Raw genomic sequence first — 22,901 nt, 5'->3', positions numbered from 1 at the left:
CCCTTCATATTTGAAGCTGCATCTTTGTTGGCTTTTCTCGCTTACCCCAGTCACTTACTCAAGTAAGCTCTTGGGGTGCGCTGCGTTGCCGCCGCAATGCAACTCCAATTATTTTGGGTACATTATAATGTCGGTTCTCTGTCACTGAAAATTGCGAGCTCATCCCAGATGTCATCGATGCGCGCACGCACCTTTTCATCCATCTCAATCGGACGGCCCCATTCGCGCTCGGTTTCACCCGGCCATTTATTGGTGGCATCCAGCCCCATCTTCGAACCCAAACCGGAAACCGGTGAGGCGAAGTCCAGATAATCGATCGGCGTATTCTCCACCATCACGGTATCCCTTGCCGGATCCATTCTGGTGGTAATCGCCCAAATCACATCATTCCAGTCACGCGCATTGACGTCATCGTCGCAGACGATAACAAACTTGGTGTACATAAATTGACGCAGGAACGACCAGACGCCCATCATTACGCGTTTAGCATGACCAGCATACTGTTTCTTGATGGTCACCACCGCCAGACGATAAGAACAGCCTTCGGGCGGCAGATAGAAGTCGACAATTTCCGGGAACTGCTTTTGCAGAATGGGAACGAAGACTTCGTTCAGCGCCACGCCCAGCACCGCAGGCTCATCCGGCGGACGGCCGGTGTAGGTCGAGTGGTAAATGGCATCGCGACGCTGGGTGATGTGAGTGATGGTAAATACCGGGAAGTGGTCGATCTCGTTGTAGTAACCGGTGTGATCGCCATACGGGCCTTCCGGCGCCATTTCACCCGGTTCAATGTAGCCTTCCAACACGATTTCCGCGCTGGCCGGCACTTCCAAATCGCAGGAGAGGCACTTGACCACTTCGGTTTTGTTGCCGCGCAGCAGCCCGGCAAAAGCATATTCAGACAGGGTATCCGGTACCGGCGTCACCGCGCCGAGGATAGTGGCGGGATCCGCCCCTAATGCCACCGCAACCGGGAAACGCTCACCGGGATGCGCCTGACACCATTCCTGATAATCCAACGCGCCGCCACGGTGGGACAGCCAACGCATGATCACTTTATTTTTGCTCAGCACCTGCTGGCGATAGATGCCCAGATTCTGGCGCTCTTTTTGCGGCCCGCGGGTTACCGTCAGCCCCCAGGTGATCAGCGGCGCAGCGTCTTCCGGCCAGCAGTGCATCACCGGGATACGGCTGAGATCAACGTCATCGCCCTGCCATACTTGTTCCTGACAAGGGGCTGAACCCAACACCTTGGTCGGCATGTTCAACACTTGTTTGAACTTCGGCAGTTTGTCGAACAGATCGCGAAAGCCCTTCGGCGGCTCTGGCTCTTTCAGGAACGCCAGCAATTTGCCGACCTCGCGCAACGAGCTGACATCTTCCTGGCCCATGCCCATCGCAACGCGGTTGGCGGTACCGAACAGATTGCACAACACCGGCATATCGTACCCTTTAGGGTTTTCGAACAGCAGTGCCGGGCCGCCCGCACGTAAAGTACGATCGGCAATTTCTGTCATTTCCAGATAGGGATCAATCGGCTGGCTGATGCGTTTTAGTTCCCCTCTCTTTTCCAGCAACGAGAGGAAATCGCGTAAGTCACGGTATTTCATGCTGATCATTATAACGGCCAGTGAGGAGGGCATTATAAGCCCTCTTCACAGTTGTTGCTGCACTTTTGTTAAACACCGGTAAAGACATCGTCGGCGTTAGTGGCAGGTAAAGGGCACCAGCGGACGCAATGCCCGGGTATCGCGATATTCCTGAGTTTCCACACCGTGGCGGAACACCTTGAAATCTTGATCTCTGGCGCTAAAGTAACGCAGATCATTACCCTCAACGTGCAACAGGCTGCCCTCGCGCAGCGCCACCACGGATTCGCTCGGGTTAACCGCGCAGAACTCGGCCAGGCGTTCATCACGGGTTTCCCCCATGTGGCCGCTAATATGGGCGTCGATGTAATGCGGGTTAATCTGCACCGGGAACAGGCTCAGTGCCGGCAGTACGACGCTGTTACGCACCGGCATGTCATTGGTGGTGCGAATACTTGGTGTGGCAACGTTACACCCGGCGCTCCATCCCACGTAGGGCACGTTACGTTCACGAACCGCCCGTTGAATCGGGACGATTAGGCCGTTTTCATGCAGCATCTGGTTCAGCATCCAGGTATTGCCGCCGCTGACCAAAATGCATTCTGCCTGTTCAATCGCCGCCGCGGGAGAGTCGGCGTGGTGAATACTGGTGACCTTGATGCCGAGAATTTTCGCCAGTTCCTGTGCACGCTGATCGTAATCGCTGCGGATCATGGCATAGGGGATAAATACGGCGGACGTAATGCCACGGCGCGCGATCATCGCCAGCAAGTGGCTCTTGGCATAACCCAGCAGCTCATCCTCACCGGACAGCTTGCCGTTGCTCAACAAAAATAACTCCATTTTTCCCCCTCAATCGAAAACGATGAATAACGTCACACCCGACGAAAGCAGCACAAGGCATACTCCGACGGTAACAAATTTTTAGCCCTCTGTTATACCCAAGCCGTGCGAATAAGTGTGTGACCCCTCGCTAATTGCCAACGATTCATGCAGATAGCGGCCGTTACATGCTGAAACTTGCATCACTATGTATCCGTAATGGCTTTTGATATGCTTACCGGCTGACAGAAAGGCATGTGAAATTATGGAATCTTGGTACCTACTGTATTGCAAGCGCGGCCAACTTTTACGGGCGCAGGACCATTTGGAACGGCAGGAAGTGAACTGCCTGAGTCCGATCATAACGCTGGAAAAGATCGTACGCGGTAAACGCATTGCGGTCAGCGAACCCCTGTTTCCGAACTACCTGTTTGTGAAGTTCGATCCGGAGCGCATCCACACCACAACCATCAGTGCAACTCGTGGTGTCAGCCACTTTGTACGCTTTGGTTCAACGCCGACCACTATCCCGCAGAAAGTCATCGAAGAGCTGCAGACGCATACCGGTGAAACCTACGTCGATCCGGAAATGCCACAGCCGGGTGATAGCGTGTTAATCGTCGATGGCGTGTTCGAAGGGCTGAAGGCGATTTACACCGAGCCGGACGGCGAAGCCCGTTCGATGCTGCTGCTGAATCTGATCAACAAGCAGGTAAGCCAAAGCGTGGATAACCGGCAATTCCAAAAACTGTAATGCAAAAAGGCGCCCAGGGCGCCTTTTACATAGATGACTTACGCCTTAGCGCTGCATCGCTTCGTCATGCATCCACTGAGCGACTCGCTTGGCGAAGTAGGTCAGTACGCCATCGGCGCCGGCACGCTTAAAGCACATCAGCGATTCCATCACCGCCGGTTGCTCCTGCAACCAACCGTTTTGAATCGCCGCCATGTGCATCGCATACTCACCGGAAACCTGATAGGCGAAAGTCGGCACGCCAAAGGTATCCTTCACCCGACGCACTACATCGAGATACGGCATACCAGGCTTCACCATCACCATATCCGCACCTTCCTGCAGATCCTGTGCGATCTCCTGCAGCGCTTCGTCGCTGTTGGCCGGGTCCATCTGATAGGTTTTCTTGTTGCCGCCTTTCAGATTACCGCTGGAACCGAGCGCATCGCGGAACGGGCCATAGTAGCAAGACGCATATTTGGCGGAGTAAGCCATGATTTGAGTATTCACCAGGCCCTGATGTTCCAGGCGATCGCGGATCGCGCCGATACGGCCGTCCATCATGTCACTCGGTGCCACGATCTCTGCTCCGGCTTCCGCGTGAGACAGCGCCTGGCGAACCAGGATCTCTTTGGTGATGTCGTTAATGACATAACCTTGTTCGTCGATAACGCCGTCCTGACCGTGAGTGGTGTAGGGATCGAGCGCCACGTCCGTCAGAATACCCAGCTCAGGCACCGCGTCTTTCAGTGCACGCACCGTACGCTGTACCAGACCTTCCGGGTTATAAGCTTCTTCCGCATGCAGTGACTTCAGGCCAGGTTCAATCACCGGGAACAGGGAGATCACCGGCACGCCAAGCTTGGCGATAGCTTCCGCTTCTTTGATCAGCAGATCGATGCTCATGCGCGATACGCCGGGCATCGATGCCACCGCTTCCTGACGGTTACTGCCTTCCATGACAAATACCGGATAAATCAGGTCGTTAACCGTCAGTTGGTTCTCGGCCACCAGGCGGCGGCTGAAATCGTGACGGCGCACACGGCGCATACGGCGACCCGGGAAGGTACCCGGAAATGCATAGCTCATAGTTTTCTCCTAACTCATTCCAGCCGGAATAGCCGGCGGGCGTTCTCATCGGTTTTCTGCCCCAGCCATTCGGGATCTTCTTGTCGCCAGGTAGCCACCTGCCGGACGATATGAGGCAAAAAACAGGGTTCGTTGCGGCGAGATGCAGGTTTCGGATGTAAATCCCGGGGCAACAGATAGGGTGCGTCGGTTTCCAACAACAGACGTTCGGCCGGGATCTGCGGCAGCAATGCACGCAACTCCAGGCCACGTCGCTCATCACAGACCCAACCGGTAATCCCGATCGACAGGCCCAGCGACAAGCAACTTTCTAATTCTTCGGCGGTGCCGGTAAAACAGTGCACCACCGCCGCGGGCAGTTTATCCAACCACGGCGTCAACAGTGCGGCAAAACGTGCGTGCGCATCACGGCAGTGAAGAAAAACCGGCATCTCCAGCTCCGCCGCCAGCGCCAGTTGGGAGCTGAATGCCCTCTCCTGCTGCTCTGGGGTAGAAAAGTTACGGTTAAAGTCCAGCCCGCATTCACCTATCGCTACGACCTGCTGCTGCGAGGCCAACTCGCGGATCCGCTCCGCGGTCTGCTCATCCCAACTGCTGGCCTGGTGGGGATGCACACCGGCGGTGGACCAGCAATAACCAGGATGCTGCTGCGCCAGTTCACAGGCAGCCTGGCTTTCCTGCAAATCAGTACCGGTAATCAATAGCCCTGTCACGCCTGCGGTTCGTGCGCGATCCAGCACCGCTGGGCCGTCTTTGGCAAACTGTGAACTGGTGAGGTTTACGCCAATATCAAACATGGTTTTCCCAATGCAAAAGCCGCCCATCGGGCGGCTCAGGAGCAAACAAATTTAAGGTGCCGGGGGTTCGTCACCCTCGTCTTCTTCTTCCGGTTGCGGACGACGTTTACCGGTGTAGAAACGAGCAAAGAACACGCCCACTTCAAACAACAGATACATCGGAATGGCCAGCAGGGTTTGCGAGAACACATCCGGCGGGGTCAGAAGCATGCCGACCACGAAAGCCCCGACCAGAACGTAAGGACGTTTCTTTTTCAGATCTTCCGGTGAGGTGACGCCACTCCAGCACAGCAAAATAATGGCAACCGGCACCTCAAATGCCACGCCAAACGCCATAAACAGCGCCATGACGAAGTCGAGATAGTTATTGATGTCGGTGGCAATCATCACCCCGGCCGGCGCGGTTTTGGCAAAAAAGCCGAACGCCAGCGGGAAGACGATAAAGTAGGCAAAGGCCATGCCGAGATAAAACAGCAGGCTGCTGGAGACCAGTAAAGGCATCATCAGACGGCGTTCATGCTTATACAACGCCGGCGCGATGAAGGACCAGACCTGATACAAGATAACCGGTGCGGACACGAACACCGAGACGATCATCGTCAATTTGATCGGGGTAAAGAAAGGGGAGGCCACGTCTGTGGCGATCATGCTCGCCCCGGCAGGCAACTGCTTGATCAGCGGCGCGGACACCAGTTGATAAATATCATTGGCGAAAAAAACCAGCACCAGGAAAATCGCCAGTATGCTGATAATCGAGTTTAACAACCGCTTACGCAGTTCTATCAGATGACTGATAAGGGGTTGGGTATCTTCAACAGCCATGTTTTAACGATCGCCACTAGGTTGGTGAGACGCTGGGGTTTTATCCACAACAGGTTCTGGGGTTGCCTGAACAGCCGGCTCGACCGGTTGTTTCACCGGTGCAATGACCGGCTGCGCAGCCTGCGGCGTTGCCGTTACAACCGGCTCCGGCACTGCAGCCGGAGAGGATGCTACGGCCGCGGCTTCCGCCGGCGTCACGCCGTCATGAATGGCTTCCGGGTCTGTGACCAGAGGGTTATGGATGGTGTGCGCAGGTTCGGTTTTGGTGCCACTGTCACCCTGATAGGAGCGTTTCAGCGATTCCGCTGCGTCTTTCAGCTCATCCATTGACGCCTTCAGCTCCGGCGACAAATTCTGCATGCCCGCCTTCTCTACCTTTTTCAGGCTGTCCTGCAGTTCCTGCAGCTTCAGTTCCTGAGAAAGTTCGTTCTGCACCGAAGCCGCAAGCGAACGCAGCGCGCGGATCCAGCCCGAAACTGTTCTTACCGCTACCGGCAACCGTTCTGGCCCGAGTACCACCAGGCCAATCACCAGAACCAGCAGCAGTTCACTAAACCCAATGTCAAACACGGTTTATACCTGCTCTTTGTTCTTCGACTCTTCCGCTTTCACTTCCGGCTGCTTATCGGTAATAGGCTTGGCCGTGAAGTCAGCGTCATCCAGGCTGCTTTTCTCAGCCGTGTTGGTTGGCGGCGTGTTGTCATCGCCGATCGCCTTTTTGAAGCCCTTGATTGATGCACCGAGATCAGACCCCAGAGTACGGAGTTTTTTGGTACCGAACAGCAGCACCACGATCACTGCGATGATCAACAATTGCGTAATACTAATACCGCCCATTGCAATTACCTCTATTTTTACAGGGTTTTTTCAAAATCCGTCGCATTATACGGCAGATTTTACCAGAGTTTCGAATCAATTCAGGTGGTTCGCTTCCAGCCAATCATCCAGGATACGATGCCGGCTGCCATCAGCCATGCGGGAAACACCTCGACGTCCCCCAACAGCAAAATCGTACCGCTTACTAACAGTGTAGCGCCAACGCCGAACAAATAACGTGATTGCCCTTGGCGAACGCGCTGAGCCTGCATCTGGTTGGTGAGCTTATCAACGCTTTGTTGCAACAGCTTATGTTGCTGCAGGCTATCGTAAAATAATTCAGGCAGTTCGGGCAGCTTCTCCGCCCAAAACGGCGCTTTTTCTTTCAGTGCCCGGATCACCGCCGGAATACCGACCTGATCGCGCATCCAACTTTCCAGGAAAGGCTTGGCGGTAGTCCACAGATCCAACTGCGGATAGAGCTGGCGTCCCAGACCTTCAACATACAGCAAGGTCTTCTGCAATAACACCAGTTGGGGTTGTACTTCCATATTGAAACGGCGCGCGGTGTTGAACAGGTTTAACAAGACGTTGCCGAACGAAATTTCCGACAGCGGTTTTTCGAAAATAGGCTCGCACACGGTGCGGATAGCGAATTCGAAATCCTCCACGTTGGTGTCGCGTGGCACCCAGCCTGAATCAACATGCAACTCTGCCACCTTACGGTAGTCGCGATTGAAGAAGGCGATAAAGTTTTCCGCCAGATAGCGCTTATCATCTTTGTTCAGCGAACCGACAATACCGCAGTCAATGCCGATATAGCAGGGATCTTCAGGATGCTCATAGCTGACAAAGATATTGCCGGGATGCATGTCCGCATGGAAGAAGCTGTCGCGGAAGACCTGGGTAAAGAACACCTGCACCCCGCGTTCGGCCAACAATTTCATGTTGGTGCCCTGCTTCTCCAGCGTCGGAATATCTGAAACCGGAATGCCGTAGATCCGCTCCATCACCAGCACGCTTTCGCGGCAGTAATCGGAATACACCTCAGGCACATACAGCATCGGACTGCCGTCGAAATTACGGCGCAGTTGAATGGCGTTGGCCGCTTCGCGCAACAGGTTCAGTTCGTCCAGCAAGGTCTTTTCATATTCGCGCACTACTTCACGCGGGCGCAAACGGCGACCGTCCGGCATCAGTTTTGGCACCCAGGCCGCCAGGCGATACATCAGGCGAACGTCGGCCTTGATGATCGGCCCGATATCCGGCCGGATCACCTTCAGCACCACTTCCTGCCCGGTGGTTTTCAGCCGTGCGGTATGGACCTGAGCTATGGATGCCGAAGCCAGCGCCTGTTGGTCAAAATCATCGAACCAGGTTTCCAGTGGGCCGCCCATCGCCAATTCGATATGCTTGCGCGCCAGGGCGCCGTCGAAGGGGGCAACCCTGTCCTGCAGCAACGTCAGTTGATCGGCAATCTGTGGCGGGAACAGGTCACGACGGGTAGACATCATCTGACCAAACTTAATCCATACCGGCCCCAGTTCCTGCAAGGCCAGCCGCAGACGCTCCCCCAGCGGTTTATCCGCGTGGCGGTTTGGCATCCAAAACAGCAGACGTCGGCCAAAGCGCAACGGCAGCGTCAAACGCATCTTGGGGATCAGTTCATCCAGGCCATAACTGAGGAAAACGCGGACGATCAAATACAGGCGGCGTAGTTCGCCAGGGGTCATCGTTTACCCTCCAACTTGTCCATGCGAGCAATCAGCGCTTCGGCACTGCGAACGGTGGCGTCAACTTCCTCGTTAAACCACACCACTTCCAGCGGGCCAGGAGCCACACGCCACTCTTCCGTCAGGGTTTCGGCCACGTAATTCTGTTGACGCTGCAAGCCTTTCTTCAGCAAATTCGCGCCCTTGCCGAACGCCTGAGTGACACCTTGTGCGGCAATATCGCCGATATAAGGCGCCAGCCATTCCGCCGGATCCCACTCAGCCAGATCAAGCAGGCCAACCAACTGCTGTACCACCTGAATATCACCTTCAACAATCAGCTCGCCACTGCGCATCAAGGGCGAAAGCTGTTGGCGGTCCCGCAGTTTCAACAGTACCGATATGCGGCTGCGCACCGTGCAGTCGGCGGTATCGTCAGACTGACCAAGCACATCGACTCGCTGCTCACTGAAGATCAGTACCAACGGCGAAGCAAGCTCCTGCAACTCTATGCGCAGCACCTTGCCAGCCAGGCGAAGACGGGCAGCCTTCATGCTGCGATCGCGGAACAGCAGGCTATTGAGCGATGTTTCCAGCACGCCGGTCAACAAAGGGGTTAGCAGCATCGGCATGTCCATATCAGAATTTGAAGCCGCGATGCAGGGCTACAATACCGCCGGTCAGGTTAAAATAGGTCACGTTGTCAAACCCGGCAGCGCCCATCATACCCTTCAGCGTTTCCTGATCGGGATGCATGCGGATCGACTCGGCGAGATAACGGTAGCTTTCTGGATCCTTCACCACCAGTTCGCCGATTTTCGGCAACACGTGGAAAGAGTAAGCGTCGTAAGCCTTACTCAGCGGGGCCAGCAAGGGTTTGGAGAACTCCAGCACCAACAAACGGCCACCCGGTTTCAACACGCGGAACATGGAGCGCAGTGCCTTGTCTTTGTCGGTGACGTTGCGCAGGCCGAAGGAGATAGTGATACAGTCAAAATAGTTGTCCGGGAACGGCAACGCTTCGGCGTTGGCCTGCACATAGCTGACGTTGCCGACAATGCCGCGGTCCCGCAGCTTCTCGCGCCCCATTTTCAGCATGGAATCATTGATGTCCGCCAGCACCACCTGCCCCTGCTCACCGACCATGCGGGAGAACTTGGCGGCCAGATCACCAGTACCACCGGCCAGATCCAACACACGCTGCCCACGGCGCACGCCGCTGCAATCAATGGTAAAACGCTTCCAGATACGGTGGATACCAAACGACATCAGGTCGTTCATCACGTCATACTTTGCCGCTACCGAATGAAAAACGTCTGCCACCATGGCCTGCTTTTCGTCTCGAGCTACGGTGCGAAAACCGAAATCGGTGGTTTCCTGCGGTTGATCTGCCATTGTCCTGCCTGCTATTCAGTCAATTTAGTGTGGTTGAGTGTACCAGAACCCCACGAAATACCCCACCTCGCCGCGGCTGTCATGCCTGCGATGCGGAGCGTGGTTGCTCTGCGGCGTCGTCATCCTCCGCCCCCGGCAGCGCGTCAATGTCATCTTCGCCCGCTGCCTCGAATTCTTCATCGTGCTGTGCGCTGGCCTGCTGGGCCAGCAGCGGGTTGATAGGTCTTTTCACCTCAACCCCCAGCGCGCGGAACCCCTCGGTCTGGCCGATAAGATTACCACGGCCTTCACTCAGTTTGTTCATCGCCTGGCGATAACTCCCCTGAGCCTTGTCCAGGCTCTGCCCAAGCGCCGACATGTCGTCAACGAACAACCGCATTTTGTCATACAGCCGCGCAGCCCGGTCGGCAATGCGTTGAGCATTCTGGCTCTGATGTTCATAGCGCCACAGGTTGGTGATGGTGCGCAGGGCGACCAGCAAGGTGGTTGGGCTCACCAGCATAATGTTGTGCTTGAGCGCTTCGCTAATCAGCTCCGGCTCACGATCAATGGCCAAAAGAAAAGCCGGCTCCACCGGTATAAACATCAATACGTAGTCCAGCGAACGCAGGCCGGGTAATTGCTGATAATCCTTACGGCCCAGCAGACGAATATGGCCACGTAGTGAGGCAATATGCTCACTCAGTGCCGCCTCACGCTCCACTTCATCTTCGCTGTTGAAGTAACGTTCATAGGCCACCAGCGACATTTTTGCATCGATCACCACGTCCTTGCCCTGCGGCAGGCGCACGATAACGTCGGGCTGCATCCGACTCTGATGGTCCAGCCGCACGTTGACCTGCGTTTCGTATTCGTGCCCTTCCCGCAGGCCTGAGGCTTCCAGCACCCGACTTAATACCACCTCGCCCCAATTGCCCTGGGTTTTATTATCCCCTTTCAGGGCCTTGGTCAGGTTAATAGCCTCACGCGCCATTTGCGCATTAAGCTGCTGCAGGTTGCGTATTTCGTGGGTCAGCGTATGACGTTCGCGAGCTTCCTGGCCAAAACTGTCCTGCACCTGGCGGCGAAAACCGTCCAGTTGCTCACGCAACGGCAACAGCAGGCGATCCAGACTTTGCTTATTTTGCTCATCCACCTTGCGACCGCTGTGTTCAAAAATGCGGTTGGCCAAATTTTCAAACTGGGTGGTGAGACGCTGCTCGCTGTTGATCAACAGGCGCTGCTTCTCTTCCGCCGCCATGCGGGTTTCCTCCAGACGGATGGTCACCTCACGCAGCTCGGCTTCTTGGGCGCTGTTCACTTCACGCTGGGCACGCAGTTCCTGGTTCAACAATTCGAACTCGTTGCGCCAGTGATTAAGCTGCTGAAGCTTTTCGTGCCCGGCAGCCAGCTGGCTGTGCAAATTGCGCAGCTCCATATCGTTCTGCCGCATTTGCTGTTCATTGCGCAGGAGCGTCTCTTGCCGGGATGCCGTTTCCTGCTGCGCCTGTTGCAGCGATTGTTCCAGCAGCCGCAGCTCGGTTTCATGCTGCGCATGGGACTGCTGCACCCTCAGGCTGGCGATTAACCAGCCCAACAGCAGGCCTATCGTCACCCCGCCTATACCGTAAACCAAACTGGTATCCACCCTGCCTCCTGTTACACCTGACCGTTCCGGCGTTTTATCCGCCCGCTGCCCGTCACGTTAAGGGGATGCTGTATGGATGTCCAGCCTGATTTCGTCCCAACGGCGCATTATTGCGAAACGCTGCGCAAGTCAGGCAAAGATTAGCCAAACCACTGGCTTAACCACTTGATGCCAAACGCTCCCGGCGCGAGAATGCCGAACGCCCAGATCATCGCCGAAGTAATATTCGCCACCTGAAAATAACGCTGGGGCATACCGCAAATGCCACCAACCAGCGGGACTACGGCCCGCAACGGACCAAAGAAACGGCCAATGAAAATGCCCAGCACGCCCCAGCGCTCAAAAAACGCATGGCCGCGGGTCAGCAGCTGCGGATTACGCGATAGCGGCCACATGTGCGCGACGCGATCTTGATAGTGGTAGCCAATCCAGTAAGAAAGCCAGTCACCAAAGAAAGCGCCCGCAGCAGCGGCGGCCCAGATAGGCCAAAAGGCAATGCCGCTTTCGCCAATCAGCGCGCCCAGCGCCAGCAAGATCACCGTGGCCGGCAACAGCAGCGACAGGAACGCCAGCGATTCGCCAAACGCCAGGAAGAAGATAATCGGGATGGCCCAGCCTTCGTGCTGACGCACGGTCTCGCTGATCCAGTGGATAATGTCATTGAGGCTCAATACGGGCTCCTGATGCGGGATTTACTGCCCCTAAGGATACGCAATGCCAGCCGGCGTCGGTTAAACCCCGGCTAAACATCCACGCGGTTTACTCGAGGTAGAACGCCTGTAGCGCTGCTCGCTGGCTTTGCCCCAGCCCGTATTCCGCCTCCAGCCAACGGTCGGTAGAACCGTATTGGTCACGGATGCAACCCAGGGCAGTCATCAGGAACTCTTCTCGGGCGCTAAGCACATAGGCAAACTGCCCCAATGCCGAGTCACTTAAACGAATCGACAGTTGATCCAACATTTGTTCACGGAAGGTCGCCAACGTGGTTTCGGTCAGCAGGTAATCTTCCACCACCGTCGCCTCATCGGCACCCAGTGCGAACAATACCAACGCCGATCCGACCCCCGTGCGGTCCTTACCGACTGCACAGTGCTGGACGATAGCACCGTTATCGGTATGGCTCAGCAACTGAGTCAACTGTTGGTAGGCCGGATTGCCGAACGGCAGTCGGCGATATAACTCCAGCATAAACGCCCGCGCATCGAAACCGGCCAGCGTTTCGCTGGTCAGTTTTTCCAGGTTGGCATTAACCTCATTGCTCAACGGGTTGGCAGGAAAATGGTGGTAATCCGCGCCCTGCCACAGGATATCGGGCTTGGCCTGCACTTCATCGGGATCGCGGTAATCCAGTACCGATCGCACCGGCACGCCGGCCAGGAAGGCGCAGTCGTTTTCCGTCAGGCGCTCCAGCGACCCGGAACGGAACAGTAATCCTCGCTTGATGCGACGGCCATCAGCAACGCTGTTACCACCGAGATCGCGAAAGTTAATGCCGCCATCAAGCGGTGCCAATGAAGGATGAAGCAGGATCTGGGCGGTCATAGACGTCCTCGTGTTTATTGTCTGATAAAACGCAACCTGAGAGCCAAGGTAAAACCGGGCTCAACGGGTCAAAGAGGTGGCCAGTTAAGATGGCGCTGATGATGATAACCGTAACAGATTACGGCTGAATGGAAAAACGGGCCGCGTGGCGGCCCGTTGAATTGCGGAGGGATTACAGCAGGCGACGCGCCGCATCAACCACGATCTGCACCGCTTTGCTCTCGGTGTTTTTCATGGTTTCCGCGTTCGGAATTTCCTGCTGGGTACGGTTAACGATCACACCGGCAACCATACCGGCACGCAGGCCCTGGCTGGCACACATGGTCAGCAGCGTGGCGGATTCCATTTCATAGTTCATCACGCCCATCGATTGCCATTCTTCCATCGAACCTTTGAAACGGCTAACGACGCGCCCGGAGAAGGTATCGTAACGTTCCTGGCCTGGATAGAAGGTGTCGGAAGACGCGGTTACGCCGATGTGCGTGGTCGCGCCTGCTGCCTTGGCAGCTTCGACCAGTGCGGTAGTACAGGCGAAGTCGGCCACCGCCGGGAACTCCATCGGCGCGAAGTGCAGGCTGGCACCGTCCAGACGAACCGCCGCGGTGGTGACCAGCACGTCACCTACATTGATGTCTGACTGGATCGCACCGGTGGTGCCGATTCGCAGGAAGGTACGAATACCCAGCTGTGCCAGCTCTTCAACCGCGATAGACGTCGAAGGACCGCCGATACCGGTGGAACAGACGATCACTGCCTTGCCGTCCAGCTCTGCACGCCAGGAGGTGAATTCACGATGGGAAGCCAGGTGCACCGGATTTTCCATCAGCTTGGCAATTTTCTCTACGCGCTGCGGATCGCCAGGAACGATGGCAAGCTGGGCCCCTTGTAAATCGTTTTTGGTCAGGCCGAGATGGAAAACGTCAGATTGAGACATACGAGACTCCTCATAGATCATGTTTATTGGGAGGAACAAAAAAGTACTCTACTGAAAATCGCCACGCAATTTCGTGACGGCAATCACTACAGACAAAGAAACAGAATGCAATCTACATAACTCTTGTGACTAAAGTCACAAAAATCAGCAAGAAGGCCCGCCTGTTGGCCCCAATAGCCACCAGTCTAGTCGACAAATCGCCCCGCCGGTTTCCCCTGCCACTCGGAGTTTATCAAGGCGGTTTGCCAATAAATCCCCTATGCAGTCACAGAAAAATAGCCTTGGTTTGTCGGGGACTTAGCCCGAATAAGCGGAACTAACGCACCTTATGGTACTAATGCAGGTCAACTTGCGTAATAGCATGATAAAAAGACAATAAAAACGCGGTAAAGCCGGATATTTAATCGTTTTTTACAGACTTGACTGAAAATGCTCCACTCGATGCCAATAACGGGTAATCTTTCCTATAGTTAATCGCAGCGCTTTTCTCTATTGATTGCACGGAGACCGCAATGAAAACCGATCATGTGATGACATTAAAACAGGCCCAGGGGGGATTCACCCCGGCCGTAACCCCCCTGGCGGCTTCTACCATCCTCACCGACGAGCAGGGCATTCATACCGGGGAAACCACCATTCCTTCTCAGGGTGACAACCTGCCTGCCTATATCGCCAAACCGGCGGACCACAGCGGCCCCTTCCCGGTCGTTCTGGTGGTACAGGAGATATTTGGCGTACATGAACATATTCAGGATGTGTGCCGTCGTCTGGCGAAGCAGGGTTATCTGGCGATAGCGCCGGAACTGTACTTCCGTCAAGGGGATGCCCGGGAATACACCGATATCAGTGAACTGTTCCAGAATCTGGTGAGCAAGGTGCCGGATCGTCAGGTGCTGGCGGATCTGGATCATGCTGCCCATTGGGCAACGCGCCACGGCGGCGATGCCGGCAAGCTGGCGATTACCGGTTTCTGCTGGGGCGGGCGTATTAGCTGGCTCTATGCCGCGCACAACCCGCAGTTAAAGGCTGCGGTGGCCTGGTACGGTAGGTTGGTGGGTGAAAAAACGCTGAATTCGCCAAAACACCCGGTCGACGTTGCGACACAGCTGACGGCACCGGTGCTGGGACTTTACGGCGGCCAGGACAGCAGCATCCCGCTGGAGACGGTGGAAAGCATGCGTCAGGCGATCCGCGCGGCCAACGCCAATGCCGAGATCGTGGTGTATCCCGAGGCCGGCCATGCCTTCAATGCCGACTACCGGCCCAGCTACAACGCCGAAGCGGCAGAGGATGGCTGGCAACGTATGCTGGCTTGGTTCGCGCAGCACGGAGTGCCAGGCGTTAAATAGCCTCTCATCTTAAGGCTGCCCGATCGGCAGTCATTTGCGATATGAAAAAGGGCGCCGAAGCGCCCAGAATAATCTACACCCAAATGTCGCTATCAGACCTGCTGTTCACGCAGGCGCTGTGCGGCCAGCACCATGTTGGTCAGCGACTGACGGGTTTCCGGCCAGCCACGGGTTTTCAGGCCGCAGTCCGGGTTCACCCACAGGCGCTCAGCCGGGATGTTCTGCGCAGCTTTGCGCAGCAGCGCTTCGATCCATTCCACGCTTGGCACGTTCGGCGAGTGGATGTCGTACACGCCCGGTCCAATCTCATTCGGGTACTCAAACTCTTTGAAGGCTTCCAGCAGATCCATATCAGAACGCGAGGTTTCGATGGTGATCACGTCGGCATCCAGCGCCGCAATGGAGTCCATGATGTCGTTGAACTCGCAATAACACATGTGAGTGTGGATCTGCGTGTCGTCTTGCGCGACAGCGGCGTTCAGTTTGAAAGCCTCCACCGCCCAGTTCAGATAGGCAACCCAGTCGGATCGACGCAGCGGCAAACCTTCGCGCAGTGCAGGCTCATCAATCTGGATAATGCCGATACCGGCTTTTTCCAGATCTTCCACTTCGTCGCGCAACGCCAAGGCAATCTGTTTGGCGATCACTTCGCGGGTCACGTCTTCGCGCGGGAACGACCAGCAGAGAATGGTGACCGGACCGGTCAGCATACCTTTTACCGGCTTGTCGGTCAGCGACTGAGCATACTTCGCCCACTCGACGGTAATGGCTTCAGGGCGACTGATATCGCCAATGATCACCGGCGGTTTTACGCAGCGGGAACCGTAGCTCTGTACCCAGCCGTTTTGAGTGAACACGAAGCCGTCGAGGTTTTCGCCGAAATATTCCACCATGTCGTTACGCTCGGCTTCGCCGTGCACCAACACGTCCAGCCCCAGGCGTTCTTGTTCAACAATCGCCTGTTTGATGTGTTCGCTAATACTGGTGCGGTAGTTATTGCCGTCCAAACGCCCCTGCTTGAAGTCCAGGCGCAGGCCGCGAATTTCCGTGGTTTGCGGGAAAGACCCTATCGTGGTAGTCGGCCAGGCCGGCAGGTTAAAGCGCGCACGCTGTGCCTGAGCACGCTCGGCGTAAGGGCGCTGACGTTCGCTGTCCTGTGCGGTAATCGCCGCCAGGCGTTGGCTTACCTGCGCATTATGCACGCGGCTGGACTGGCGACGAGCGCGGATTGGTGCGCTATAGGCGTCCAGTTCGGCCTGCTTTTCTGCACCCGGTGCGTTCAGCGCCGCGCTCAACAGGGCCAATTCGGTGCATTTTTGCAGAGCAAAGGCGAACCAGCTTTTCACCTCTTCGTCCAGGCGAGTTTCCACGCTCAGATCGATAGGGCTGTGCAGCAGTGAACAGGAAGTGCCGATCCACAGTGGGCGGCTGCCGACCAACGGCTGCAGGCGTTCAAACCAACTGCTCAGATCCGCACGCCAGACGTTGCGACCATTGATGACACCCAGAGACAGCAGCCACTCTGTTGGCAGCGCCTTGTTCAATGCGTCGATATCGTCATGACCGGCAACCAGATCAACGTGCAGCCCCTGAACCGGTAGCTCGCGGACGGTGTCGAGATTATGGCCCACGCTGTCGAAGTAGGTGGTCAGCAGCAGTTTTACCTGACCTTGCAGCGCTTCGTAAGCCGGCTTGAAGGCGTTCAGCCATTCCTGCGGCAATTCCAGCACCAGTGCTGGCTCGTCAATTTGTACCCACTCCACGCCGCGTTGCGCCAATTCAGCCAGCACCTGCTGGTAAACCGGCAGGATGTCTTTCAGCAGCGACAAACGGTCAAACGCTTCACCTTTCACTTTACCCAGCCACAGATAGGTCACCGGCCCCAGCAACACCGGCTTGATTTTGTGGCCCAGAGCCAGCGCTTCGTCCACTTCTTCCAGCAGTTGGGTCCATCCCAGTTTGAACTGCTGACTTTTGTGAAATTCAGGCACCATGTAGTGGTAGTTGGTGTTAAACCATTTGGTCATTTCTGCCGCCGCTGCCGGTTTTCCGGTTGGTGCGCGACCACGGCCGATGCGGAATAGCGTATCCAGATCGATTGAGCCATCCGCATTCTGATGACGTGCCGGCACGTTGCCCAGCAGCAGGCTGGTGGTCAATACATGGTCGTACCAAGCGAAATCGCCGACCGGCACCAAATCCACTCCGGCCTGCTGTTGTTGTTGCCAATGGCGAGCGCGCAGCTCGCGGCCAACCGCCAACAGTTCTTCCTGCGTTGAGTTACCAGCCCAGTAGCTTTCCTGAGCTTTTTTCAGTTCACGTCTTAGCCCAACGCGAGGAAAACCCAGTGTGTGATTTAAAATTGCCATCGTCATATTCCCCATTTAGCCGTCCAGATGTTTACACATCCATAATCCGCAGGTACTGTATTAACCACAAGCGCAATTTATTCACTGTCACTGTGAAGGACTCTCATGATCGAACTGAAACACTTACGGACGCTGCAGGCGCTGCGCAATACCGGCTCGCTGGCGGCCGCGGCGGCCCAACTCCATCAGACACAGTCTGCTCTGTCGCATCAGTTCAGCGATCTGGAGCAGCGTCTGGGCTTCAAGCTGTTCGTTCGCAAAAGCCAGCCGCTGCGCTTTACCGCGCAGGGAGAGATCCTGTTGCAGTTGGCAGAACAGGTACTGCCGCAAATCCAGCACGCGCTACAGGCGTGTCACGAACCTCATCAGGCCACGTTGCGCATCGCCATTGAATGCCACAGCTGCATTCAATGGCTGACGCCCGCGCTGGATAACTTCCGTCAGAGTTGGCCACAGGTGATCATGGACTTCAAATCCGGCGTGACCTTTGATCCGCAGCCGGCGCTGCAACAGGGTGAACTGGATCTGGTGCTGACCTCCGACATTCTGCCGCGCAGTGGGCTGCACTATTCACCGATGTTTGATTTCGAAGTACGCCTGGTGCTGGCGCCGGATCATCCATTGGCCAGCAAGCTGCACATTGAGCCTGAAGATTTGATTGACGAAACGCTGATGATTTACCCGGTACAGCGTCAGAGACTGGATATCTGGCGCCATTTCCTGCAGCCCGCAGGCATCAGCCCGGCGCTGAAAAACGTGGATAACACCCTGTTGCTGATCCAGATGGTATCGGCCCGCATGGGGATCGCGGCGTTGCCGCACTGGGTGGTGGAAAGTTTTGAACGCCAGGGGTTAGTGGTGACCAAAACCCTGGGGGATGGGCTTTGGAGCCGCCTGTACGCGGCGGTACGCGACGGTGAACAGCGCCAGGCCGTCACCGAAGCCTTTATCCGCTCGGCTCGGCAACATGCCTGCAACCATCTGCCATTCGTGCGTGATGCTGCACGCCCAAGCGCCGGTGTCGCCAGCGTCAAACCGCTGGCTTCGCAACCCTAAATATCAGGGCAGCTCGCGCTTGGGCTGCCCGTTTATTTGCTGACTATTTTAGGCGCCACCCAACGGCGATGCACCCACAGCGAAGCGACAATCACCGCCCCGCCGATAATGAAACTTGGCCAATGCGGCTGTTGCTGCCAGATGGCCAGATTAACCAACAGTCCTGCCGGCACATGCATGTTATTCATGATGCCCAAAGTACCGGCATCCACCTGCGTTGCGCCGTAGTTCCACATGAAATAACCCAGCCCGGAAGCCACTACGCCCAGCCAGACCAAAATGCCCCACTGCAGGTTAGTGGTTGGCAGCTGCTGCGGATTGCCCCACAGGCACCAGGCGACCACCGCCACGACCAAGGCCCCCAGATAGAACCAGGAAAATGCGGTGTGTTGCGGCAGCGGGTGCACTTCCATCAACCGTTTGTAACCGACCATGCCGATGGCAAAGCTGATGTTCGCCGCCTGCACCAGCAACAGCCCCCACCAAAAATGCTCGCTCAATTGATGATATCGAATAATCGCAGCGCCCAGCACCGCCAATAGCGCACTGAACACATAACCCCAGCGCAGGCGCTGTCCACTGATCAAGTCATAAATCAGCGTAACGTACAGCGGCGTCAGCACGGTAAACAGCAGGAATTCCGGCACCGTCAGGTACATGTACGCGCGGAAGCTGAACAGATACATGATGCCAAGCTGGCAAGCCCCCACCAGCATGTACAACAGGATCACTTTTGGCTTGATGTTGCGCCAGCGCAGGAAAGGCAGGAACACCGCCGCCGCCAGGCCGATGCGCATCAGCACCGAGAACCAGCTGTCGACCTGGCCCGCCAGGTATTCGCCAATCAGGCTGAAAGAAAATGCCCACAGGATGGTAGTAATCACCAGAAGCAGCACGATGGGTTCACCCTAAAGATTCAGAAAGGGCGATTGTAACGGAAGGCAGAAAGGGGTGTAGCGAAAAGAAGGTTTACATCTGAGCAAAATACAAACTTTCAGCAAATTTGCACCGCTGGGTTAGGCTTAATAAAAGACGAGGAGAACATCATGAAAAGTTATCATCTGCTCTATGGCCTGTTGCTGCTGTCCGGATTGGCCACCGCGGCCAACGGCGTCACCGAGCTCAGCTCGCAACAGCAGTTTCTCAACCAACGCACTCAACAGGCGCAGCAACAGCGTATGTTGAATAATCAGCAGCTGGATCAGCGCCGCCTGCAACAGCAGCGGCAGTTCGATAATAACCAGCAACAACTGCAGCAAACGGCGCCAAACGGTGGGAAGTTGTTACCCAACGGCAACCAGCCGCGCAGCCCATTTAACCGCACAGCACCTGCAGTCCCCCAGGCACCGCTGCCGGCTAGCCCCGCACGCCCATGATGGTCAGGATCAATGGCGTAGTCACTGCTGCCAGCACGGTGGACATCACCAGGCTGGTGGCGGCAGGCCCGGTCAATACGTTGAACTGGCGTGACATCAGGTAAACATTGACCCCGACCGCCATCGAACCCAGCAACACCACCACCCGGGTTTCCATCGGCGGCAGGTCCATCATCCAGGCCAGTAGCCAGATGATCAGCGGTTGAACAATCAGCTTGAGGAAACAGATGCCGCTGCTGAGGCGCCAGCCTTCGCTGATGCGATACTCCGCCAGCCCCATACCCAGCACTACCAGCGACAGCGGTGCGGCAACCTGACCAAGCATGCTGACCGGCTGGTCGACAAACGTCGGCAGCGGCAAGCCGGTCAGGCTGAACAGCGTGCCGGAAAGAATGCCGATAATCAGCGGGTTGGTCAGCACGCTACGCGCCGTTTTGATAAAGCCCTGCAGCGTCGGCGAACCATTGCGCGCCCATTCGATGGAGATAGTCACCAGCGTCCAGAGGATCAGGCCGTTAAACACCAACACCAAGGCCACCGATGGGATTGCCGCCTCGCCAAGCATGACGCTGGCGATGGGCAGGCCCAGCATCACGTTATTGGAGAAAATTCCACCCAACGCGAAAACCGATCCCGCCACTCCATCCAGTTTAAACACCCGACGCGCGGTGATGCGACCGATCACGAACACAATCAGGCAACTGCCGAAAAAGGCGATCAACAGGCGGGCATCTACCGCTGGACGCTGCGAAAAGTCGCACATCATGCGGAACAACATGGCGGGGAGAGCCAAAGAGAAGACAAAACGCGTTAAACCGTCGGTGATGGTCGCTGGCCATTTACCCCAGCGGATAAGCCCATATCCCAACACGATCAGCACAAATAGCGGCAAAGACAGCGCTATTTGATGCCATAACGAACCCATAAAAACAGACATCACATCCCTTCCGTTAGCGCGGCGGCAAAGGACTGACGTCGCAAAATTCAACAGGCGCCGACGACTTTCTCACGGACGCAGCAAACTGCGTCCATGGCAACGGGATCACGCGTTGGGAAAGTCCGGGCCGATCAAATCTATCCGGTCAGTGCAAATGCAGTCAACGCCCCAGTTCAACAACAAGCGCGCACGCGCCGGCTGGTTAACGGTATAAACCAGGATGCGCAGCCCTGCCGCTTTCAGCGCCGACACCCGTTCGGCCGTCAGTTCTTTATGGTTGATGTGCAACGAAACGCAGCCCAATCGTTCGGTCAACGCCTGCCAGTTGTCGTCCCACTGATCCAGCAACAGGCCGCGCGGGAGTTCCGGCACCGTACGCTGCGCCGCCTCAAGCGCCTCAATCGAGAAAGAAGAGAGCAGCGGATCGGTCTGCCCCTGCCACAGCAAACGTGCGGCTAGCGCCACGACACGACCGGTTTCATCATCGCTGCCGGTGGTAGGCTTGATTTCAATGTTCGCCATCATGCCGTGCTGCTGACAGCGCTCCGCCACTTCGGCCAACAACGGTAAACGTTCGCCCTTGTAAGCGGAGTTATACCAGTTGCCGGCATCCAGCTGTACCAGCTTGTCCCACGGCAGCTCACCCGCCACGCCCCAGCCGTTGCTGGTGCGATCCAGGGTATCGTCGTGCAACAGAAATATTTGCCCGTCCTGCGCCAGCTTGGCGTCGAACTCAATCATTTTATGACCGTGGCGTGCGCCGACGTCGATCGCCGCCAGGGTATTTTCCGGTGCCAGAGAACCGCCGCCGCGGTGGGCGACAATGTGAGGGTAAGGCCAGGCTGTGGTCATGATTCCATCCGTAATCCGCTATCGGTATCAAAAAAGTGCAGCGCCTGTGCAGGCAACTGCAAATATAGCGTGCTGCCCGCCGTCGGCATAGTTTCATGCGACAAACGCGCAATCACGCCGTGACCGCCCCACTGCCCATGCGCCAGGTTATCTGCGCCCAATAACTCCAGCGTTTGCAGCGCCAGGGGCACGCCCCCTTGCTCGGCGGTGGTCAGTTGAAGATGTTCCGGGCGGATGCCAAGCGTCAACCGGCGGCCGCCCCACTGCGCCTTGGGTTGCGGTAAATTCAGTGTCATCCCCTCTGCCAGTTGCAGTTGGCTGCCGTCGGCGCTCAACGTGCCGGGCAATAGGTTCATCGCCGGCGAACCGATAAAGCTGGCGACGAACAGCGACGCCGGGCGCTGATAGACCTCACTGGGGGTGCCAATTTGCTCTGCCACGCCTTTGTTCATGACGATCACCCGCTGTGCCAACGTCATCGCCTCTACCTGATCGTGGGTCACATACAGGCTGGTGGTTTTCAGCCGGCGATGCAGTTGTTGCAGTTCCAGGCGCATTTGGACGCGCAGCTTGGCATCCAGATTCGACAGCGGTTCATCAAACAGGAATACCGCCGGCTCGCGCACGATAGCGCGCCCCATCGCCACCCGTTGACGTTGGCCGCCGGAAAGCTCGCGCGGCTTGCGTTGCAACAACGGCTCCAGCTCTAAAATGCGCGCGGCTTCCTCCACCCGCTGTTGAATATGCTGTTTGCCGAAGCCGCGAATTTTCAGGCCATAGGCCATGTTGTCGTATACGCTCATGTGCGGATACAGCGCATAGTTCTGGAACACCATCGCGATACCGCGATCTTTCGGCTCCATATCCGTTACGCGTTGACTGTCGATATAAATATCGCCGCTGGTGGTGCGTTCCAGCCCGGCCACCATGCGCAACAGCGTCGATTTACCGCAGCCGGACGGGCCGACCATCACGATAAATTCGCCGTCCGCCACGTCGAGGTCAATTTGCTTGATCACCGGCGTTTTACCGTCGTAAGACTTGGTGACTGCCTGTAGTTTTAAACCTGCCATGTGAAAATTTC

General features: G+C 56.4%; 23 protein-coding genes. 4 read left to right on the top strand and 19 right to left on the bottom strand.

Annotation, left to right across the window (positions count from 1 at the left end):
* Positions 1-122: 122 nt before the first annotated feature.
* Both ubiD and pepE read right to left on the bottom strand, forming a co-directional pair.
* Positions 123-1,643, bottom strand: a complete 1,521-nt coding sequence (gene ubiD / locus AC1RKC_RS13505; RefSeq protein ID WP_020824849.1) for a 4-hydroxy-3-polyprenylbenzoate decarboxylase — start codon at positions 1,641-1,643, stop codon at positions 123-125.
* A gap of 63 nt (positions 1,644-1,706) precedes the next feature.
* Positions 1,707-2,432, bottom strand: a complete 726-nt coding sequence (pepE, locus tag AC1RKC_RS13500) for a dipeptidase PepE (protein WP_493092554.1) — start codon at positions 2,430-2,432, stop codon at positions 1,707-1,709.
* Between the two features lie 244 nt (positions 2,433-2,676).
* Between pepE and rfaH the strand changes: the two genes are divergently transcribed.
* Positions 2,677-3,165: a transcription/translation regulatory transformer protein RfaH gene (rfaH, locus tag AC1RKC_RS13495; RefSeq protein ID WP_493092555.1), complete on the top strand. Its 489-nt coding sequence runs from the start codon at positions 2,677-2,679 to the stop codon at positions 3,163-3,165.
* Positions 3,166-3,210: 45 nt separating this feature from the next.
* Here rfaH and hemB read toward each other — a convergent pair whose 3' ends face one another.
* The 12 genes from hemB to udp form a co-directional block, all read right to left on the bottom strand.
* Entirely contained in the window at positions 3,211-4,233 is a 1,023-nt protein-coding gene (gene hemB, locus AC1RKC_RS13490) for a porphobilinogen synthase (protein ID WP_020824846.1), read from the bottom strand.
* A gap of 14 nt (positions 4,234-4,247) precedes the next feature.
* The gene (tatD, locus tag AC1RKC_RS13485; protein ID WP_392457455.1) at positions 4,248-5,030 is read right to left on the bottom strand and encodes a 3'-5' ssDNA/RNA exonuclease TatD; all 783 of its coding nucleotides are present in this window, start codon (positions 5,028-5,030) and stop codon (positions 4,248-4,250) included.
* 51 nt (positions 5,031-5,081) lie between these two features.
* Positions 5,082-5,852 (bottom strand): Sec-independent protein translocase subunit TatC, encoded by a 771-nt coding sequence (gene tatC, locus AC1RKC_RS13480; protein WP_012004722.1) that lies wholly within the window; start codon positions 5,850-5,852, stop codon positions 5,082-5,084.
* A 3-nt stretch (positions 5,853-5,855) separates the two neighbouring features.
* Complete coding sequence (tatB, locus tag AC1RKC_RS13475) at positions 5,856-6,422, bottom strand: Sec-independent protein translocase protein TatB (RefSeq protein WP_046374709.1); 567 nt, start codon at positions 6,420-6,422, stop codon at positions 5,856-5,858.
* Between the two features lie 3 nt (positions 6,423-6,425).
* Positions 6,426-6,689, bottom strand: coding sequence for a Sec-independent protein translocase subunit TatA (tatA, locus tag AC1RKC_RS13470; protein ID WP_020824842.1), 264 nt, complete (start codon positions 6,687-6,689; stop codon positions 6,426-6,428).
* Positions 6,690-6,769: 80 nt separating this feature from the next.
* Positions 6,770-8,401: a ubiquinone biosynthesis regulatory protein kinase UbiB gene (gene ubiB / locus AC1RKC_RS13465; RefSeq protein WP_261136522.1), complete on the bottom strand. Its 1,632-nt coding sequence runs from the start codon at positions 8,399-8,401 to the stop codon at positions 6,770-6,772.
* A complete protein-coding gene (ubiJ, locus tag AC1RKC_RS13460; RefSeq protein ID WP_142816106.1) occupies positions 8,398-9,006 on the bottom strand; it encodes a ubiquinone biosynthesis protein UbiJ in 609 nt (202 codons plus the stop codon). The genes ubiB and ubiJ overlap by 4 nt, the downstream gene beginning before the upstream one ends.
* 13 nt (positions 9,007-9,019) lie before the next feature.
* Positions 9,020-9,775 carry a bifunctional demethylmenaquinone methyltransferase/2-methoxy-6-polyprenyl-1,4-benzoquinol methylase UbiE gene (ubiE, locus tag AC1RKC_RS13455; RefSeq protein ID WP_020824839.1) on the bottom strand — a complete coding sequence of 252 codons (756 nt, stop codon included), beginning with the start codon at positions 9,773-9,775 and terminating at the stop codon, positions 9,020-9,022.
* Between the two features lie 79 nt (positions 9,776-9,854).
* The gene (gene rmuC, locus AC1RKC_RS13450; RefSeq protein ID WP_493092556.1) at positions 9,855-11,402 is read right to left on the bottom strand and encodes a DNA recombination protein RmuC; all 1,548 of its coding nucleotides are present in this window, start codon (positions 11,400-11,402) and stop codon (positions 9,855-9,857) included.
* Positions 11,403-11,542: 140 nt separating this feature from the next.
* Entirely contained in the window at positions 11,543-12,073 is a 531-nt protein-coding gene (locus AC1RKC_RS13445; protein ID WP_020824837.1) for a DedA family protein, read from the bottom strand.
* 88 nt (positions 12,074-12,161) lie between these two features.
* The gene (locus tag AC1RKC_RS13440) at positions 12,162-12,944 is read right to left on the bottom strand and encodes a tyrosine-protein phosphatase (protein WP_046374711.1); all 783 of its coding nucleotides are present in this window, start codon (positions 12,942-12,944) and stop codon (positions 12,162-12,164) included.
* A 172-nt stretch (positions 12,945-13,116) separates the two neighbouring features.
* Positions 13,117-13,878 (bottom strand): uridine phosphorylase, encoded by a 762-nt coding sequence (udp, locus tag AC1RKC_RS13435; RefSeq protein WP_020824835.1) that lies wholly within the window; start codon positions 13,876-13,878, stop codon positions 13,117-13,119.
* Between the two features lie 512 nt (positions 13,879-14,390).
* On the opposite strand from udp, the gene AC1RKC_RS13430 reads away from it, so the two are divergent.
* A complete protein-coding gene (locus tag AC1RKC_RS13430) occupies positions 14,391-15,227 on the top strand; it encodes a dienelactone hydrolase family protein (RefSeq protein WP_020824834.1) in 837 nt (278 codons plus the stop codon).
* A gap of 92 nt (positions 15,228-15,319) precedes the next feature.
* Here AC1RKC_RS13430 and metE read toward each other — a convergent pair whose 3' ends face one another.
* A complete protein-coding gene (gene metE / locus AC1RKC_RS13425; RefSeq protein ID WP_493092557.1) occupies positions 15,320-17,611 on the bottom strand; it encodes a 5-methyltetrahydropteroyltriglutamate--homocysteine S-methyltransferase in 2,292 nt (763 codons plus the stop codon).
* Positions 17,612-17,701: 90 nt separating this feature from the next.
* Here metE and metR point away from each other — a divergent pair, with 90 nt between their 5' ends.
* A complete protein-coding gene (metR, locus tag AC1RKC_RS13420; RefSeq protein ID WP_020824832.1) occupies positions 17,702-18,652 on the top strand; it encodes an HTH-type transcriptional regulator MetR in 951 nt (316 codons plus the stop codon).
* Positions 18,653-18,684: 32 nt separating this feature from the next.
* Here the strand turns inward: metR and AC1RKC_RS13415 are convergent, their stop codons facing one another.
* Positions 18,685-19,548 carry a carboxylate/amino acid/amine transporter gene (locus tag AC1RKC_RS13415; protein ID WP_020824831.1) on the bottom strand — a complete coding sequence of 288 codons (864 nt, stop codon included), beginning with the start codon at positions 19,546-19,548 and terminating at the stop codon, positions 18,685-18,687.
* A 150-nt stretch (positions 19,549-19,698) separates the two neighbouring features.
* On the opposite strand from AC1RKC_RS13415, the gene AC1RKC_RS13410 reads away from it, so the two are divergent.
* Positions 19,699-20,028 (top strand): hypothetical protein, encoded by a 330-nt coding sequence (locus AC1RKC_RS13410; protein ID WP_020824830.1) that lies wholly within the window; start codon positions 19,699-19,701, stop codon positions 20,026-20,028.
* Here the strand turns inward: AC1RKC_RS13410 and AC1RKC_RS13405 are convergent.
* The 3 genes from AC1RKC_RS13405 to AC1RKC_RS13395 all read right to left on the bottom strand — a co-directional run bounded on the left by AC1RKC_RS13405 (position 20,009) and on the right by AC1RKC_RS13395 (position 22,890).
* On the bottom strand, positions 20,009-20,965 hold the full coding sequence (locus tag AC1RKC_RS13405; RefSeq protein WP_020824829.1) for an AEC family transporter: 957 nt from the start codon (positions 20,963-20,965) through the stop codon (positions 20,009-20,011). The two genes, AC1RKC_RS13410 and AC1RKC_RS13405, sit on opposite strands and share 20 nt — an antisense overlap.
* A 105-nt stretch (positions 20,966-21,070) precedes the next feature.
* Positions 21,071-21,817, bottom strand: a complete 747-nt coding sequence (gene ugpQ / locus AC1RKC_RS13400; protein WP_048762269.1) for a glycerophosphodiester phosphodiesterase — start codon at positions 21,815-21,817, stop codon at positions 21,071-21,073.
* Positions 21,814-22,890: a sn-glycerol-3-phosphate import ATP-binding protein UgpC gene (locus AC1RKC_RS13395; protein ID WP_048762267.1), complete on the bottom strand. Its 1,077-nt coding sequence runs from the start codon at positions 22,888-22,890 to the stop codon at positions 21,814-21,816. Before AC1RKC_RS13395 ends, ugpQ begins: the two co-directional genes overlap by 4 nt.
* Positions 22,891-22,901: the final 11 nt, after the last annotated feature.

This window comes from Serratia sp. GW822-FHT06E05 (assembly GCF_058799445.1).
This window is presented reverse-complemented; position numbering and strand designations above follow the sequence as displayed.